The sequence below is a fragment of the Colwellia sp. BRX8-9 genome (genome assembly GCF_014077245.1).
Lineage (GTDB): Bacteria > Pseudomonadota > Gammaproteobacteria > Enterobacterales > Alteromonadaceae > Colwellia_A.
In genome coordinates this window covers 51,786-69,849 of the sequence record NZ_JACGVN010000010.1, presented here as the reverse complement: position 1 = coordinate 69,849, position 18,064 = coordinate 51,786, and the positions used below count along the sequence as shown (strand labels likewise).

The following is an 18,064-nucleotide window of genomic DNA, read 5'->3' as shown; positions in this document are numbered from 1 at the left end:
AGCGTTCAAATTAATTAATGAAAGCTTCTTATGGGCTATAAACCAGAATATGAGCAAAGATAAGCCATTAGAAAGGTTTTAAATACACCAAATATAATATGGCGAGCAATATAAGGACGGGAAATTCATTAAAAATTCGATAAAATTTTCCTGAACGTACATTTTTATCTTCTTTAAAATCTTTAACTAACTTAAAACAATAACCATGGTAAGCGAGCAGTAAAATCACTAAAGTTATTTTTAAGTGCAACCATTTTGAAGCAATAAACCAAGCGTACCCGTAATAATAAATCAAGGCTATGCCTAAAGACACGGTTAACACAGCGAAAGGTGTTACAAAATATAACAAACGTTTTTCCATACCCTTTAAATGCTCGGCGACTTCAATACTAGAGGTTTCAGCATGATTAACAAACAGGCGTGGTAAATAAAAAACACCAGCAAACCAAGCGACCATAAAAAAAACATGGCAAGCTTTTAACCATAAAAGAGTTGTCATACTGTTGTTTTTCCTTCTAATAAATAACTTCTGATCTGTTCAAAAGTAATAATACCTAAGATCTCATTAGGATCATTATCATAAATATAAACACCACCATCTCGCTGTTCAATCAGGGCTAAATAGGCTTCAGCTAAAGTTGATTGGCTTTGCAAAGGTAGTAGCTGTAATTGTACTATTTCAACGCGCTTAGTGCCTGGCTCGTGTTTTATTTTTAACCATGAAAATGTTGAGTAAGGACTAAGACTTTCTGTTTCAGGTGCTACTTCAATAATAACATGATTTAACAATTCAACATTCTTCAATGCCCTGAAAACTTCCAAAGAACATTCTTGTTGATAAACGCTAATATTTTCCTGTAAAACGCCTAATACACCGATACGCTGCAATGATTTCTCGATGGGAGATTTTCGATATTTGAGACCCTGCTGCTCAAGTTGCATAACAAATACCGATCGGTTGTTGAAAAACTGCCCTGAAAAGACACAGGCAGTGGTGATAACTATCATTGCTGGCACAACAACCTCTAACTGATTTGACAACTCGACTACCGTTAATAATGCGGCAAGGGGAGCGTTTAGTGTTGCTGCTAAGAACCCCGCCATACCCATTAAGGCATAATCACCAGCAAAATTTTCTCCGGGTAGATAACCAGTAGCTAATACTGAAACACAGGTGCCTACAATAGCACCAATACCAATAATAGGACCGATAATACCACCAGGAATACCTAGGCCTAAAGCGGTAATGGTCATCAAGATTTTAGCGAATAAAACCCCAAGTAATAATTGTAAAGGAATATTATTTTCTAAGGCAAACGTTATTACACTTAAGTCTGTGCCCATAGCAAAGGGTACAAAGAAGCCAAGTATGCCAGTAATTAATGCCGCTAACATAATGCGTGGCACAATATGAATCGAGCTCGAATATTTTATAATAAGGACTAAGTATCGGTTAAAGCCATAGGCTAATAACCCAAGTATTAACCCTAATATAATCAAAACAGGGTAATGATGAAAACTGAGGGATATTTTACTAAAATATCCAAATTCATGGGCAGGCCCCAAAAGGCTTCGGGTGATCATTGACCCCGTAATAGAAGCGATCATTACAGGAATAAAAATATGCACTTTGTATTCGCGTAAAATAACTTCCATAACAAATATAACAGCGGCAATGGGGGTATTAAAACAAGCGGAAATACCTGCGGCAATGCCACATGCACAAAGTGTGCGTATGGTATTAAAAGGTAGATTTAACTTGTTACCTAAATAACTGCTACAAGCGGCTCCTAAATGTATAGCAGGTCCTTCTTTTCCAACTGAGAAGCCTGAGGCTAATGCAATCACACTTCCGAAAAATTGATTTAACGTATTGCGAAATGGAATAATGCCATTAGCTACTTTTAGGCGATGTAATACAAAAGGAATGCCGGTGCGCAAATACTGGTAGCCGGTTAGCCAAGCAAAAAATAAAATGACTAATCCGCCTACGATAGGCAAATGGAAACGACTTAAAGCATCTAAGCTGGTATAATTATCTTTTTGGACTAAATAAAAGCTTTGAACTGTCTCAATGCTGTAGGAGAATAGCACAACTAAAAGTGCTGATGCAGTGCCACCTAAAGCGGCTAACAAACAAAGTTGCCAGGAAGTTCTCGGTAAGGCTAAACGTTTTCTAAGTAAAGAGAGCGATATCATAATAATGAAAGGGTGCACCTTTTATTGTTTGAGCCTAAAAATATTTATTAACTCGTTGGATATCATAATACTTTTCAAATGAATTGGTTAGCAAAAATAAATCTAAATACGGTTGTTGTGCGTTTAGGCGCATTTCGTTCCGCCCTTTTACTTCTTCTCGTGATTGTTATCTGTCTTTACAGTGGCTATCGTGTTGGGAATTTTTATCATGGTTATCAAGTTAAAACGTTAGCACAACAGCAAACGCGATTGAGTAAACTCTATGAAAAAAATGTTCAGCAAAATAGTCAGATTAATACCCTTGAAGTAGAGCTAGAAGTTGAACGTATGGCTAATCAGCACTCCCAAGAGCTTTTAAAAAGCATGGAGTCTGAGCATTATGAAGTAAAAAAAGAATTAGCTTTTTATGAAAAAGTGATGGCACCAGAAAAAACCGCTGATGGATTGGCGATTGATCGAATGATGATCCACCCAACAGCCAGTCCACATCATTTTCGTTTTCAAATTGTTTTAATGCAACAGCAAGTACGTAAACGTTTTGCTAAAGGCTATGTCGATTTTACTTTATTGGGAAGTTTAGATAATAAGCCAAGCGAATTAAAGTTAAGTAATATATCGGTATCTACAAAGAAAGATTTATCCTTTAGTTTTCAATATTTTCAAATTGTTGAAGGTGAGTTCACTCTTCCTGAAAACTTTTTACCCGAAAAATTAGCGTTAGCTGCTATTTTGCCAAAAAATAGATGGCAAAAATATCAGCGAATAGATCAGAGCTATATCTGGAATGATTTATTAAAAAACACTCAATAATGACAAGTGTTTTTTAATTATTCACGCTATTCCTCAGTAAGCTTTTCCATAAGTGCTATAGCAGCAGCTCTGTTAGGAAGTGTACTTTCATTTTCTAACGCAGCCTTTAGATATTTCTTTGCTTCACCCTTGCGATCTAATTGATATAAAGTAACAGCTAAGTGATACTTTATTTCAGCATTGTTGAAATCTTTAACAATAACTTGTCTAAATATAGGTAGTGCCAAATCTGCTTGTTTATTTAGGGTATAAGACCAAGCAAGTGTATCCATTATTGCGACATTATCAGGTAATATCTTATCTGCTTTTTTTGCATACGTTAATGCCTGAGGGAACTGCTCCAGTTTAATGAATACTTGTGCGGCATTATTCAACAAAATTGGCAGTTCAGAAAACACCTCAATTAAATCTTGGTATTTTTTAGCAGCACTCTGCAGTTGATTTGTTGCGACTAGTGTATCCGCGATTGCTATTTGAGAGGTAATGTCTCTTGGGTTTTCTTTAACCCAAAGGGTCAATAAATCAAGCGCCTTTGAAAATTGTTCTTGTTGTTTGTATACACGATATAAACCATAAACCGCGGGTCGGTTTTGACTTTTTTTCAAGGAAGCTAGAAATATTTTTTCTGCTTCGGCTAGTTTTCCTAATTGTAAGTATAAGTTACCCTCAAGGTTGTTTAAAAAGATAATATTAGTACTTTTTTTGGCTATACGCTTTAAAATATCGAGCGCTAACGTTTCGTTTTTTTGTTGCAGATAAATATCAAACAACTTTAAATGGGAGTCAAGATTTTCAGCATTCCATGAAATTGATCGTTTTAAGCTGAGTGTAGCGCCTTCAAAATCTGAGCGTGACAATTGTGCATCAGCAAAAATATTATAAACATTTGATTTATCATTACTATTTTTAACCGCCAATTCGAAAGTACTAAACGCTTTTTGGTATTCTTTATCTGCCATGTATAAATTAGCGAGTGCTAGATAAATACTTCCTGCTTTGTTGTTTTTGTTTAAAAACTCACTGGTTAAGGTTATCGCTTCTTTCAATTGGCCAAGCATGACTTGTATTTCAATAATATTTATTAATGCATTGGGGTTAGTATTATCAACACTGTAGGCTTTTTTGTAGGCTGATAACGCTTCATTATTATTGTTGGTTAGGCGATGTATATTACCTAGCTCAATCAGTAAAAATGAATTGGGTTCTGTTAGTTCAACGATTTTCTTATTTATTTTTGCTATCGCTTTTTCTGGCTGTTGTTCCATAACATCGATTCTTGATAAATGGACAAGTGTCCTAAGGTTGTTAGGGTTTAACTTTAGTGATTGTTCTAGTGATTCTTTTGCTAGTAGGTGCTGTTCTAGTTGACCTAATAAAATACCTTTTTTTAAGTGCAAAACGCTATCATCACTTTGTAAAATTAACGCAAGGTCTAATTGCTCTAGTGCCTGTTCAAACTGATTGTTTTGTTGGAAGGCCTCTGCGAGCAGCACAATAAAACTTATATTAGCATCTATTGATTTTGCTAATTGAAGGTGAGTAATAGCTTGTGGAAACTTTCCTGTTAAAATTTCTAATTTTGCTAACTCAAATAGAGGTTGGGGATTTTCTTTATCACTGTCAATAACATCTTTGAGGTAATCTTCAGCAAGTTGTAGTTCTCCTAATACGGTATAGGTCTGACCAAGAAGCGACCATGTTTCAACGTCGTCAGGGGCTACTAGCTTAGATTTTACTAATAATGTTTTTGCACGAAAGGGATTATTTAATGCGAGTTCAATTTGAGCGGCTAACTTTAACGCTCTTATATCGTCACTAATAATAGCGATATATTTTTGCAAAAAATCTTGAGCCTTTAAATTTTCTTGTTGCTGAAAACTAATCACACCCGCTAAATAAAGATACACGGGATTCTGTTTCATTATATCTTCGGGTAATCCCATTAATACGGTATTGATATGAGCGGTTGTTTTATTAACTTCTTCAGTATTACCTAAGGCACTGTTTGCAATTATCTTTAAATAATTTGCTTTCGGCTCATTGGGGATTTCTGTGATGATTATACCAAGGTCGTTTAAAGCAAGTTGAAAATCACCCAGTTCAATATATAAACTGGCTCGCGTAAGTAACGCAGGAAAATCTTTATTGTTTAGCTCAATAACTTGTGAAATTATTTTTAACGATTCAATCCGATTGCCAGCTTGCTGTTCTATATTAGCAAGCATTGTCAAAGCGATACTGTTTGTTGGCGATGAAGAGAGTGCTTTATCAATATAGGCTCTTGCTTGGAGCATATTTCCATTAAGCAGCTCTACTTGTGCTATGCCTAATTGGGCTTTGATACTACTAGGCATATACTCTAAAGCTTCTTGGAATAAAACTTTTGCTTGCGCTAAGTTATTCATCGCTATAAAAGCACGTCCTTGCAATACGGCAACTTTACTCAGTTGTTGTTTTTGAGTTATAGAAGCCATTGGCGCATTAATTACTTTTTTATATTTTTGCTGTAAAAGATAAGCTTCAAGCATTAACGGCAGTATTTTACTTTCATCGGCATTCTTTTCTTGGGCGTTTTCTAGTTGATTTTCTGCCGAAGCTCCATCACCCATAGCAATATATACTTCGGCGAGTAACACCATAGAAGGTAAATGTTCAGGATCATTTTTTAAGGCATTCTTTAAATGAATAATTGCCGCGTTGAGTTCAGAAAGGTAAAAGCTTGCTAGGGCATCTTCATAAGGTTTATCTGCGTTTTGATCGGGCAAAGCCAGAGCATGCGAACTCAGCAATAAAATTGTGCCGGAGAGTAAGGCTAAAGTCGTTTTTACCAAAGAGGCCATTTAATTATTTCTCTTATGAAAATCAATTGCTAAGGATACTAGGAGTCATTATGAATATCTAGCAGATCTTTAATTGTTTAAGTTGCACATTTAATAGTTGTCGATATTTTTTACACTTTTAGGTAAAATAACCGATATATCAAATAATATAATCCTATGCACTTAAAAATAAAGGGCTTTTTAATCTTGGCTTGAATATTGAATTGTGTGGGGTCAATAAGTAAATAAAATTTATACATAGTCTTGTGTTTTTATTACACATGTTATTTATGCCAGTATTTAGAAGTAGGTTTAAAATATGAAATGTTTAAAATGGATTGCAGCTGTTACATTCTCAGTGTTAAGTATTAATGCGCTTGCCACCAACGTGAGCGGTGAAGAAATTATCGATAATTACATCGGTGCAGGCCACAGCAGCGATGTTAATGGTTACACATCTCGTTACGATATCGATAAAATGCTTGTTTCTCGTGATGGTACAACGCTAAGTGTTGATATCTTTACGTCATTTTATAATGATGTAGGCTACAATGACATTAAACTTGGTGATTTGTTTATGGCTGCTGATGAAGACCTTAATGGTACAGCAACATCTCCTTGGAACCCAAATGGGAACCAACCAAACAATGGTGACAGGTATACTGATTCTGCTACAGATTCAAACACTGGCACTGACTGGAACTATGTTTACGATCTTAGTGGCGCACGTAAATCTACGTCAGGAACTGGCCAATTAAAGTCAGGCTTTAGCAGTAATCAGGTAGTTAGTTCATCTGATCTTCATGGTACTAGTTCTCGTGATAACCAAGCGGTAATGCTTGCTGATAGGAACAGCGATATAGTTCATGATTCATCTTCATGGTCAGTTGATAATCAAGCAAGTTACCAGAAAACATTCACTTACTGGAGTCATCATTATAACTATCAGAAAAGTTATAATGTTGACTATGGTAAAGTTAGTTTTTCTTTTGATGTGAGCGGCACAGCACTTGCCACCGCTAATCAAATAGCCTTTCGTTGGGCAATGACCTGTGCTAATGATATTATTGAAGGTGTAGCTTCTTTTGCTCCTCCTAGTGATACTATTGCAGTGCCAGAACCACAAACATTTGTATTAATGTTACTTGCTATGTTTGGTCTTATTTACCGTAGAAAAATAACTCACTAATTGACCATTAGCTACTAACCCGTTAGTGGTTTAATTAATGCGCTATATTTAATTATATAGCGCATTTTTTGTATATATTTCAGATGAAATTCTTCTTCTTGCTGATAAATTTTACTATCTCAGACAATACTTGACTAAATTAGTCAAGTTTAAGATAATACACGCGAGACACTCCCGTAACATCTTTGTAAGTAGAGCAATATGTCAACTCCCGAATTACCAATAAAATTTTCCGATGCCGCCGCAAATAAAGTATTATCTTTGATCACAGAAGAAGAAAATCCGGAATTGAAATTACGTGTTTATGTAACAGGTGGTGGTTGCTCAGGGTTTTCATATGGATTTACTTTTGATGAAAAAGTAAATGACGGTGACATGACTATTGTGAAAAAAGGCGTCACTATGGTTATTGATCCTATGAGTTTACAATATTTAGTTGACGGCGAAGTTGACTATATTGAAGGTTTAGAAGGTAGTAGATTTTTAGTACATAACCCAAACGCTTCATCAACCTGTGGTTGTGGATCTTCTTTCTCAATCTAATTCTCTTTAGTTACATTGCGATTAACAAAAAGCCAGCGAAATATCACTGGCTTTTTTGTGCTTTTTTGTGCTTTTTTTTCAGCTACGGCCATTCTTTTATTTAAAAAGTTTTTTAAATTAGGCATGCTATTACACCTGATACTGCCGCCAAGCAAGGTTGACATCGCTTTTAGCGCACTATTAAATTTACTGCTATTACAATCTACCTCTTTAATTTTTGCTTTCGCTGGGGCTAACTGATCATACGTTGTGATGGATTGGCCAACGGTACTCTTCTCGGTTAGGTATTTAGTTAAGCTGTCGTTTGCAGCGTTTTCACGGGCTTGGTTATCTAAACGTTGCTTAAGCTTCTCCAGTGACGTTTGACTCATTTTTTTACTTGATTTTTTACTCTCCAACACGTTTTTATCAATTGGCTGTTTAGATAACTTTGCAGGCTGTATCTTCCTATTATTGGTTTTTTCTAACCATTCATTACTTCTTTTTTTTTCATCTGTTGGCATGGTTTCTTTAATGGCTAGCGGTTCCTTGCTGGAAGTAAGAATCGCTTTTTTCCTTAACCGTAAAGGAAAATATAGGCGAGCTTGAATAATAGGGTTAACCGAATTGTTATTTTTTACTGCGCTAAGTGGAACTGTTGATAACCCTTGTGTAAAAATGATCAGTACCGCTATATGCAAGATAATCGAGAAGGTCAGTCCTTTGCTTAATTTATTCAAATGTAATCCTCCTTGTTTACTTTATATTTAGCGCTGTAGTATTGAGCTATAAATCTTTTAAAAGTTCAGTATTCGCTTAATTAGGGCTCAATGGTTTTAATAAAGATAGTTTGCCACTTTTTTAAGGCGAACCTATTTGCATGTCGGCGCAAGATTCTTGATACTGAATTAATTCTACAATCAATAATATCTATAAAAGGGAATATAATGCTTAAAGTGCCTTTTCAATCTGTAATAAAAACGCTTGTTTTCAGTAGTACTTTGTTAGCTTTATCAAGTTCAGCGGCAACACTGACTGAATCAGAAACTAAGAAACTGACACAATTAAAAAATACCGCTCTGCAATCTAATTTGTCCTATCAAGTCTTAGAATCTTTAACCACGGAAGTGGGGCATCGATTAATGGGTTCAGAAGGTGATAGAAAAGCTGTCATTTGGGCGCAAGCTAAAATGAACGCTTTAGGCTTTGATAAAGTGTGGACAGAAGAAGTCACGGGTACTTTTTGGCAACGTGGTGAAGCACAAGCGAAAATAATCTCGCCTTATCCTCATAAGGTCGTCGCCATTGCTCTTGGTGGCAGTATTGCTACTAGTGAAGAAGGGTTGATTGGAGATGTTGCACATTTTGAAACCTTAGCTGACTTAATCGCGGCACCAGATAACAGTTTAGATGGAAAAATTGCATTTGTTTCTTATCAAATGGAAGAGCATATCGACGGTAACGGCTATGGTCCAGCCGTAGGTACGCGTGTGGGTGGGGCAGTTGTAGCCGCTAAAAAAGGGGCATCAGCATTAATTATGCGTTCTGTAGGTACAGACAATAACCGTATAGCTCATACCGGCATTATGCGTTATGAGGCTGGCGTGAAAAAAATTCCTGCAGCTGCGCTTTCAAATCCTGACGCAGACTTACTTGTTAATCAATTAAAGCGTAATAAACCGGTTAGCTTTTATCTAAAATTAACCAGCCATACTGATGCTAAAATAACAGCTGTTTCTGCCAATGTCATTGGTGAAATAACCGGTAGCGAATTTCCTGATGAAATTGTCTCAATTGGAGCCCACCTTGACAGCTGGGATGTCGGTACGGGTGCATTAGATGATGGTATGGGTGTTGCTATGATGCTTGCCTCTGCTCACCATATTGCTCAATTACCTATACGTCCAAAGCGCACTATACGCGTCATTCTTTTTGCAGCTGAAGAAGTGGGTTTATTAGGTGCAAAAAAATATATGGAGGTCCATGAAAAAAATATGGATAATCATATCATTGGCGCTGAATGGGACTTTGGTGTTGGTCAAATTTATAAAATGACTTCGGGTGTTGGTAAAGAGTCATTAACGGCAATTAACGACCTTGCTAAGCATCTTGCGCCATTAGGCGTTGAATTATCAAACGATAATAATGCACAAGCACAATCAGATATGAGTGTGATGAGCGCTGCGGGTATGCCAAGCATGAATTTTGCACCTGATGGTACCAAGTACTTTGATTATCACCACACAGAGAACGATACCTTGGACAAGGTGAACCCTGAAGACTTAAAGCAAGCAACAGCGGTTTACACCCTATTTGCTTATTTTTCAGCCCAGTCAGGAATTAACTTTAGAAAATAATATGAGGAGTCGTGAAAAGTTAAGGCTGATTTTTCGCGACTCATTATTCATCACTTCGTAAATATAATCCCTTATTCTTTTTATTTAGCTCACCGACACCTGCTCTTCTATTCGTACAAGTATAAGAAACATTTATTGTTTTCTTGATTTTATTAGAACTATAAACTTAACTTTTAATAAATATACTTACTCATAGTCAACAGAAGAAGTTCTCTAAAGTGCTCCACGAGAGTAAATGAATAGTACCTTCACTGTGCCTTATTTTCAGTTTTATTAAAAAAGGTGAATTAATCTTTGGTGTTTACTCGCGTTAATGCTGGTAAAGTAATAGGTGGCTACAGCCATTTATCATGAGATTACTAAAAACGTATCCAGCTAATCACCTTATGATTTATAATAAGTTGAACTTAGCCTAGCGATTGAATAACAACAGACTTTCTTGTGGAGTGTATGCTTGATAAGCACTTCTAGCAGATTTAGAGCATTGTGTAGAACGGAGTCTAGTCATTGAGTTTCATGTAAGCTCAACTTAAGAAAATGGTAATGTAAAAGTAGTTAAAAATTTTTGAAGGCCCGAAGGGCTTATTATTTGAGTATTTTAACAATGTACGGTGCATCGTACGCCATTTACGATTAGGATAAATATGAAGTTTTTTAAAGAATTACCTATATTTCATAAAATATTAGCAATACTAGCGATTGCAATTTTGAGCTTTGTTATTAATTTACTTATTAACATTACTGCCATCTCTAAAAACCAAATATTATTACAAAAAATTCAAAATACTACGATTCATTTGGTTAACTTAACCAGTGAAAATGTCAGTACTTGGCAACGTGTAGATGAGCTCTACAACCAGAGTGTCTCTTTTGGTGATGAAGAGTTAGTTGATCAAGCTAGTCAGTTAGTTACGGTGTTAACCGGTAATTTAACGCGTATTGATTCACTTGAACCCTCATTTTCCGATACTTCTACTCTGGTCTCATTAAGCAACGAGTATAATGACATCGCGCGAAATATTTCAGTAGGATTTATCAAGGAAGAAATCGATTTTCAATTGGCCTCAACAAAGACTAGTATTGATAATAAAGCAGATATTTACCAAAAGGTTACTGACCGCTTAGCCCAGGAAAAAGAAAAGGCGGCTAAAGTATTTAATACCTTGGTTGAAGAAACAGTGGCTAACTCTAGTGACTCAAGAGATTTAAGTATTTTAGTGGGTATTTTACTTTTGGTTATGATGTCACTATTGAGTATCGTCATCGCACGTTCAATTAGTCATTCAGTATTAAATATTGATGCTTCTTTAAAAGAACTGGCAGAAGGTGATGGTGATTTAACCAACCAGATTGAAGTCATGAGTCAGGATGAGTTAGGCAGTGTTGTTAAGAACTTTAATGCTTTTACTCAGTTACTAAGAGGTATTGTTTCAGATGTCATTGATGTTGTGCCACCCCTTACCAAAAGTGCTGAACAATTGGCTGAAAAGGTACGTGATGTTGATGCTAATGTACAAAGCCAAGCAGAAGTGGCTGAAATAACAAAACAATCTATGGTTGAAATGCAATTTAGTGTTACTGATATTGCTAAGTCTGCGGCAGAAGCCGCAAATGCTGCAGGTTCTGGAGAAGCAGAAGTTAATCGAGGCATGGAGAATGTTCAGCGTTCTTTACTTATCTCAGGTGAATTAGTCCATGAAATTGGTAATGCAGCGGATGTGGTTGATAGGCTCGCTAAAGACTCACAGAACATGAATAAAATTCTTGATGTTATTAATGGTATCGCCGAACAGACAAATTTATTAGCGTTAAATGCTGCCATTGAAGCGGCTCGAGCGGGCGAGCAAGGCCGAGGCTTTGCTGTAGTTGCCGATGAAGTTAGAAGTTTAGCTTCGAGAACAGCGTTATCTACTACTGAGATTCGTGGTTTACTAGATAAGCTCATTTCAGCGGCTGACCAGTCGGTAAGTACCATGGGATTAGCGCGAGAAAAAGCAAATACCAATGAGGAAATATCACTTGCAGTTGATAAATCTTTAACAAATATAAAAGAACAAATCGGTCATATTAGTTCAATGAACAGCCAAATTGCTACGGCAACAGAAGAGCAATCTTGCGTTGCTGAGACCGTTGTTAATAATATAGAGCAGATGTATAACAGTTTTGGAGCGACTCAAACGGCGATCGAAGAGATTGGTAATGTGGCTCATTTAGTTGATAAAAATGCCATTCAATTACAGAAGGCAACATCGAAGTTTAAGGTTTAAGACCTTTACCCTTCCATTAAAAGAAATTCGATGATTTTGTTCATATCTAGATCAAAATCATCGGCTCTTACCCCTCGAACAATAAAGTCTTCATTGTCGGATAAATTTATATCTTCAGCCATTACGTAACGGCCATCTAGAGAATTATAGAATGAACGCACATTAGGATTGATTGGATCGCCATCATTTCTGCTTTCGACAATAGCCAGTTTATTGGAACTTAATTCGACTAATGAACCAACAGGATAAATACCCATACACTTGATAAATAAGTCGACTAAACGCTGATCTAAATGCTCTTTTTGCGCCAAACTTCGTAAAATACTAAATGCTTTTATATGGCTATAACCCTCTTTATAACAACGGTTGGCGGTTAGGGCATCAAAAATGTCACAAATGGCAATCATCCGACCATATTTCGTGATTTTTTCTTTAGGGATGTTATAAGGGTAGCCAGTGCCGTCGAGCTTCTCATGGTGGAGTGCAGCAACTTCAAGACTCAATTCGGAAATACCCGGCGTCGACTCTATTATTTTTATCGAATGGTTTACGTGGCTTTTCATAATGGTAAATTCAGCTTCTGTTAACTTACCCGGTTTATTTAAAATGCTATCTGGGATATTAATTTTACCGACATCATGTAAAAAAGCACCAACTGAAAGTAACTGAATTATTTTTTTGTCTATTTTTAAAAAGCGCGCAAAAATCGTCATTAATACAGAAACCGATACTGAATGCTCGAGTAAGTACTCATCTTTTTTCCTGATATTGATCACACAGGCTAAGGCATCCGCATTTTTAAATACGGTATCAATGGTTTTATTCGTTATTTCAATAACGGGTGTTAGGTTTATATTTCGTCCTTGTTGAGCATCTGAAAATACTTGCCGTTGAATCTCTTTTGATTGATTAAAGAGTTTTTTCGCTTTGCTTATCTCTAAGATAATGGGGGATTTATTACTTGCTGGTAAGGGCGTCTCTTTTATACGACCAACAATATTATTATCGGCATCGAAGGTGAGTGTTTTGCTGGTATCAATTAATAAACTTTCGACGCCCCTGCTACGCAAATTACCTATAACCTTGATATTTTTTATATGGCCAGGGGTTGTTAAGCTGTAAGCGCCTCGTTGTTTGGCGATATCAACCACATAATGCCCTTTTAATAATCCTGAAATTTCAATTTCAACAATCATAAATAATATACTCGTTAAACTAGCAGCTGTTTTCTATTATTCTTTAGTTGATATAAATGGGTATCCGCCTCTTTTAGCAGTTCGTCCATCGAACGTTTACCATCACTTGCTGCTACCCCACAGGTTATTGTAACGGGTAAAACTGCTTGTTGATAAGGCATAGGGTTTTTGATAAAAAACTCGCTTAAACGTTTTGCTGCTAGTTCTGCTTCTTGGTATTTTTGGCTTGCCAATACCACAACAAATTCATCGCCTGCAAAACGAAAACAGCGGTCATTTTCTCTTATTAATCCTTGTAAATTTGTCGCTATATAAGCCAGTACTCTATCACCACAATCATGACCGTATCGGTCATTAACTTGTTTGAAATCATCACAATCAACAAATAATAGTGAAAAGGGAACGCCATACCTTTGCTGTCGTACTAACTCCTCAGCAATAAAAATTTCCATTAAACGACGGTTGGCAACACCGGTTAAGCGATCATAATGTGCCATGTATTCAAGTTGCTCTCGAATGAGCACATTGGATAAGCACAAACTTACTTTAGTAGCGAGTTGCTCTAAATGAAAGGTGCCGAGTATATTACTAAAGCGACTTTTATCTCTATCAGAAAACAATAGGCTACCAAAAAGTTGCCCTTCTAGTATTAAGGGAATAAGCGCAATAGATTGTGCTTCTATAAGTAATTCAGGAGGTATAACAGCAGGTAAATTATCTAAATCATTCGTTAGGAAAGGTTTACTGTCATGATGAAAAGCTTTTAGCTGCTCTAAAGATATTTTGTTACTATGTCGTTGTTGCCAATTCGATTGCAATCGTTCATTGAATAAATAGCTGATCGGTGTTGGTTCAACCAAAAGTAAAGTAATTGAAGTGATATCAAATTTTTGTTGTATTGAGTTCAACAAACGTTGGATAAGTTCTTCACAAGATTTACTTTCAAGTACTTCTTTTTCTATTTCAAATAGCTTTAGTGCAATGTTTTCATTAGCTTTTGAGTTGGCGATTAGTTGCTCAATTTCTAATTCTGACATAATCATTTCTTGTTTTATGAAACCGTTTTAATTGTGTTCTTTTCAGAGCTATTGTGCAAGGGCTTAGTCAGGTCCCCTTTGTTAATCGCTATATTTACTAAAACATCACTTTTAAACGCTAAGGTAGTTGAGATAATGGTATTAATATTGCTTAACCTTTAATCGTTGATAAGAGAGGCTGTTGGCAACAAAAAAATGTCAGTCTTTATTACTTAACCTTTTTTATGTTCAGCCGATAATAAGTTAATGCTTATATATTTTTTTGAATTTTTGGATTGTCATTTATGCGATTTTTATTAGTAATTTTAGCGTTGTTATTTTTTATAAGTAATACCTGCTATGGTCAAAAACTTGAAGCAGTGCAAATTTATACAGATAACCAGCTTTTGGGTTTAATTAAAGAGAATAAACATTTGGGGCAAGTTGTGCTCGACGAATGTCAGCTTGTACAAGACATTGAAGCACGAGCCACTAAATCAGAATACCCTTCGTACCAATTTCTTTGGGGGGATATGCTAGCGTATGGTGTCTGTGTTAAAAAAGATGTGCCGCTTGGACTTCACTTTATGAAAAATGCTGCAGACCAAGCTTTGCCTGAGGCACTTGAACAACTGGGGCGTTACTACCATACCGGTAAATTTATGCAGGTTGATGTAGAAAAAGCAATGTTTTATCTCAAAGAAGCCGCGGCAGTAAATAATTTAAAAGCACAGATCCGTTTAGCGGATATTTATGCACAAGGCTATGGTAGTCCATTAGACTACCCAGAGTTATATACACAACTTCATCACTCAGTTACCGATGATAAAAAAATTCATCAGCAAATTGCAAAAATATTATCAGCGTTGGCAGATAAAATGCCGGAGCATGTTGTTAATTCAGCCAAAGAAGGTAAATTTTAAGCTGTTTTTTATGTGATGACATTTTTTATCGCATTACTCTCTTAATAGCTTTAGCTAGTAAATCCCATAATTAACATGGGGCTAAACGATTTATATTGCGTTATTAAATTTTAAAAAAGCATCATCATTCGATAAAATTAATGTCTATCGACAGCGTTTTTAATTACCACTTAAAACCAACGCTTTGAATGGTAACGGGTATAGGTATATAATTGCTGTATTAACACATTAATCGAGTTTATCCCCTGAAAGATCCTCATCAAAAACGCGAAGCACAAAAATACGACAATCCAGTGGCGAGTCGAGAATTACTATTATCAGTAATAGAAAACTCTGCTGTGCCACTTAATTTTAAAGCGATATGCAAAGCTTTGAATTATCATGATGAAACGCATCATGTTGGCGTAAAACGACGTTTGCGTGCTATGGAAAATGCAGGTCAGCTTGTTTTTAATAAACTTAAGCAATATGTCATTCCTGCCAAAAATAGTTTGATCACGGGTAAAGTTACCGGTCATCGTGATGGTTTTGGCTTTTTTATACCTGACATTGCTAAAGGTGAGAAGCCAGGCAAAGATTTTTATATTTCATCTCATGAAATGCAACGGGTATTCCATGGTGATATTGTTAGCGCTATTTTAGTGGATCGTACCGATCGCAAAGGCCGACAAGAAATTAAAATAATTGAAGTCATTGAACCGCGTAAAGCCGGTATTGTTGGCCGTTTCTATGTTGAACATGGTATCGCTTATATTGTTCCAGACGATGCGCGTATTAAGCAAGATATTTTGATTGAACCCGAAAGCAAGCTTGGTGCACGGCACGGACAAATGGTGGTGGTCAATGTTCTGCATCGCCCATCAAAACGCAATAATGCCGTAGGTGAAGTGATTGAAGTCTTAGGTGACCATTTAGCACCAGGCATGGAAATTGACATTGCTCTACGTGAGCATGATTTACCGCACGAATGGTCTTCTAGCGTTATTGAAGAAGTTGCAACAATAGCAGACGAAGTCGAAGACGAAGCAAAAATTTCACGAGTTGATTTACGTGACTTACCGCTAGTTACTATAGATGGCGAAGACGCCAGAGATTTTGATGATGCTGTTTACTGTCAGCCTGAAGAATCCGGTGGCTGGCGTTTATGGGTGGCTATAGCCGACGTAAGTTACTACGTACGTAATGGTACAGCGCTTGATGATGAAGCTATATCTCGTGGTAATTCGGTGTATTTCCCGAGCCAAGTTATTCCTATGTTACCGGAAAAACTATCTAACGGTTTATGTTCATTAAACCCTGATGTTGACCGTTTATGTATGGTTTGTGAAATGACTATCAGTGCGTCAGGTGAGTTGTCGGGTAGTAAGTTCTACTCTGCGGTTATGCGCTCACATGCTCGTTTTACTTATAGTAAAGTAGCAGCAATTCTATCGGGTGAAGACGCAACCGAAAAGGCAGCGTTGCGCGAACAATATCAGCCATTAGTCGGCGATTTAGAAAATTTATATCAAATGTATTTAGCATTAAAGACCTCGCGAACTAATCGTGGTGCCATTGCCTTTGAAACCTCCGAGTCTCTATTTTTGTTTAATAGTGATCGTAAAATAGAATCGATTGTGCCGCTTATTCGTAACGATGCGCATAAAATCATTGAAGAATGTATGGTTTTAGCGAATGTGGCAACGGCAAAATTTGTAGAAAAACACCAAATGCCGGGCTTATTCCGTGTTCATGACAAACCGAGTGAAGATAAGTATAAAAACTTTGTCAGTTATTTAACTGAACTCGGCATATCCTTGCCAACGCGAGAGCAACCTGAACCTGCTGATTACGCTAATATTTTAAACCATGTTCAAGGTCGTCCAGACCAAGAGTTGATCCAAACCATGTTGCTGCGCTCTATGCGCCAAGCAGTTTATCAAAGTGAAAATTTAGGACATTTTGGTTTAGCACTCGAGTCTTATAGTCATTTTACTTCGCCAATTCGTCGTTATCCAGATTTGGTTATTCATCGAGTGATTAAAGCGATTCTGGCAAAGCAAGCACAAAGCGCTAACGAAAGTAATGAAGCGAATGCCGGATTTTACCAATACTCACCTGAAGAAGTTATTGAACTAGGAGAGCATTGTTCAATGACCGAACGTCGTGCTGATGATGCGACTCGTGATGTTGCTGATTGGTTGAAATGCGAATTTATGCAAGATCACGTTGGTGATACTTTCACCGGTGTTATTTCAACCGTTACTAATTTTGGTCTATTTGTACGCTTAACCGATTTACATATCGAAGGCTTAATTCATATAACCTCTTTAGGGCATGACTATTATCACTTTGATGATGTTCGCATGTGTTTGAGCGGTGAACGTTCGGGCACTAAATATCGTATTGGTGATGTTTTAGAAGTTAATGTTGCCGCAGTAAACTTAGATGAGAAAAAAATAGATCTCGTTTTGTCGGGTGAACAAGCCCCGAAAAGTAGTGGTAAACCTGATGGTAAATCGAAAGCTAAAAGTACAGGGCTGAGAAAAAACGCCGATCAGGGCTTTAATAGGCCCAAGGGAACTAGCGACAAAGGAGCGCCTAAAAAGCCAAAAGACAAGAAAACAGAAAAATCAAAAGCTAAAAAGCGTACCGCACGAAAAAAACGTCCAGGTAAAAATGCTCGTAAAACGGCTGAGTAATATCGGTTAAAAAGTCGTAACGATTAACGTTCGACCGATACGTAATGAAGCTCGATATAGAGTAATTAAAGAAGAAGTTGAAAAG

At 36.7% G+C, this 18,064-nt stretch carries 13 protein-coding genes; 7 read left to right on the top strand and 6 right to left on the bottom strand.

All coding sequences use genetic code 11. From position 1 onward, the window contains the following. Positions 1–67: 67 nt before the first annotated feature. Positions 68–499, bottom strand: a complete 432-nt coding sequence (locus H4J70_RS10265) for a CopD family protein (protein WP_182215583.1) — start codon at positions 497–499, stop codon at positions 68–70. Further along, positions 496–2,199 (bottom strand): chloride channel protein, encoded by a 1,704-nt coding sequence (locus H4J70_RS10260; RefSeq protein WP_182215581.1) that lies wholly within the window; start codon positions 2,197–2,199, stop codon positions 496–498. The genes H4J70_RS10265 and H4J70_RS10260 overlap by 4 nt, the downstream gene beginning before the upstream one ends. 78 nt (positions 2,200–2,277) lie before the next feature. Here H4J70_RS10260 and H4J70_RS10255 point away from each other — a divergent pair, with 78 nt between their 5' ends. Then, a complete protein-coding gene (locus tag H4J70_RS10255) occupies positions 2,278–3,009 on the top strand; it encodes a DUF6776 family protein (protein ID WP_182221285.1) in 732 nt (243 codons plus the stop codon). A gap of 26 nt (positions 3,010–3,035) precedes the next feature. On the opposite strand, the gene prsT is transcribed toward H4J70_RS10255, so the two are convergent. Further along, positions 3,036–5,849, bottom strand: a complete 2,814-nt coding sequence (gene prsT, locus H4J70_RS10250; RefSeq protein ID WP_182251076.1) for an XrtA/PEP-CTERM system TPR-repeat protein PrsT — start codon at positions 5,847–5,849, stop codon at positions 3,036–3,038. 298 nt (positions 5,850–6,147) lie between these two features. Between prsT and H4J70_RS10245 the strand changes: the two genes are divergently transcribed. Continuing rightward, positions 6,148–7,017, top strand: coding sequence for a PEP-CTERM sorting domain-containing protein (locus H4J70_RS10245; RefSeq protein WP_182251075.1), 870 nt, complete (start codon positions 6,148–6,150; stop codon positions 7,015–7,017). A 201-nt stretch (positions 7,018–7,218) separates the two neighbouring features. Further along, entirely contained in the window at positions 7,219–7,560 is a 342-nt protein-coding gene (erpA, locus tag H4J70_RS10240; protein WP_070375537.1) for an iron-sulfur cluster insertion protein ErpA, read from the top strand. On the opposite strand, the gene H4J70_RS10235 is transcribed toward erpA, so the two are convergent. Further along, positions 7,557–8,279, bottom strand: a complete 723-nt coding sequence (locus tag H4J70_RS10235) for a hypothetical protein (RefSeq protein WP_182251074.1) — start codon at positions 8,277–8,279, stop codon at positions 7,557–7,559. The two genes, erpA and H4J70_RS10235, sit on opposite strands and share 4 nt — an antisense overlap. Before the next feature lie 207 nt (positions 8,280–8,486). On the opposite strand from H4J70_RS10235, the gene H4J70_RS10230 reads away from it, so the two are divergent. Continuing rightward, a complete protein-coding gene (locus H4J70_RS10230; protein ID WP_220470379.1) occupies positions 8,487–9,896 on the top strand; it encodes a M20/M25/M40 family metallo-hydrolase in 1,410 nt (469 codons plus the stop codon). A gap of 644 nt (positions 9,897–10,540) precedes the next feature. Next, complete coding sequence (locus H4J70_RS10225) at positions 10,541–12,163, top strand: methyl-accepting chemotaxis protein (protein WP_070375539.1); 1,623 nt, start codon at positions 10,541–10,543, stop codon at positions 12,161–12,163. A 5-nt stretch (positions 12,164–12,168) separates the two neighbouring features. Here the strand turns inward: H4J70_RS10225 and H4J70_RS10220 are convergent, their stop codons facing one another. Together H4J70_RS10220 and H4J70_RS10215 are read right to left on the bottom strand one after the other, a co-directional pair. Beyond that, entirely contained in the window at positions 12,169–13,359 is a 1,191-nt protein-coding gene (locus H4J70_RS10220; RefSeq protein ID WP_182221281.1) for an HD-GYP domain-containing protein, read from the bottom strand. Between the two features lie 14 nt (positions 13,360–13,373). Then, the gene (locus tag H4J70_RS10215; protein WP_182251073.1) at positions 13,374–14,396 is read right to left on the bottom strand and encodes a DUF484 family protein; all 1,023 of its coding nucleotides are present in this window, start codon (positions 14,394–14,396) and stop codon (positions 13,374–13,376) included. A gap of 284 nt (positions 14,397–14,680) precedes the next feature. On the opposite strand from H4J70_RS10215, the gene H4J70_RS10210 reads away from it, so the two are divergent. Further along, complete coding sequence (locus H4J70_RS10210) at positions 14,681–15,298, top strand: tetratricopeptide repeat protein (RefSeq protein WP_182221279.1); 618 nt, start codon at positions 14,681–14,683, stop codon at positions 15,296–15,298. 293 nt (positions 15,299–15,591) lie between these two features. Next, positions 15,592–17,979, top strand: coding sequence for a ribonuclease R (gene rnr, locus H4J70_RS10205; protein WP_404842397.1), 2,388 nt, complete (start codon positions 15,592–15,594; stop codon positions 17,977–17,979). Positions 17,980–18,064 lie beyond the last annotated feature (85 nt).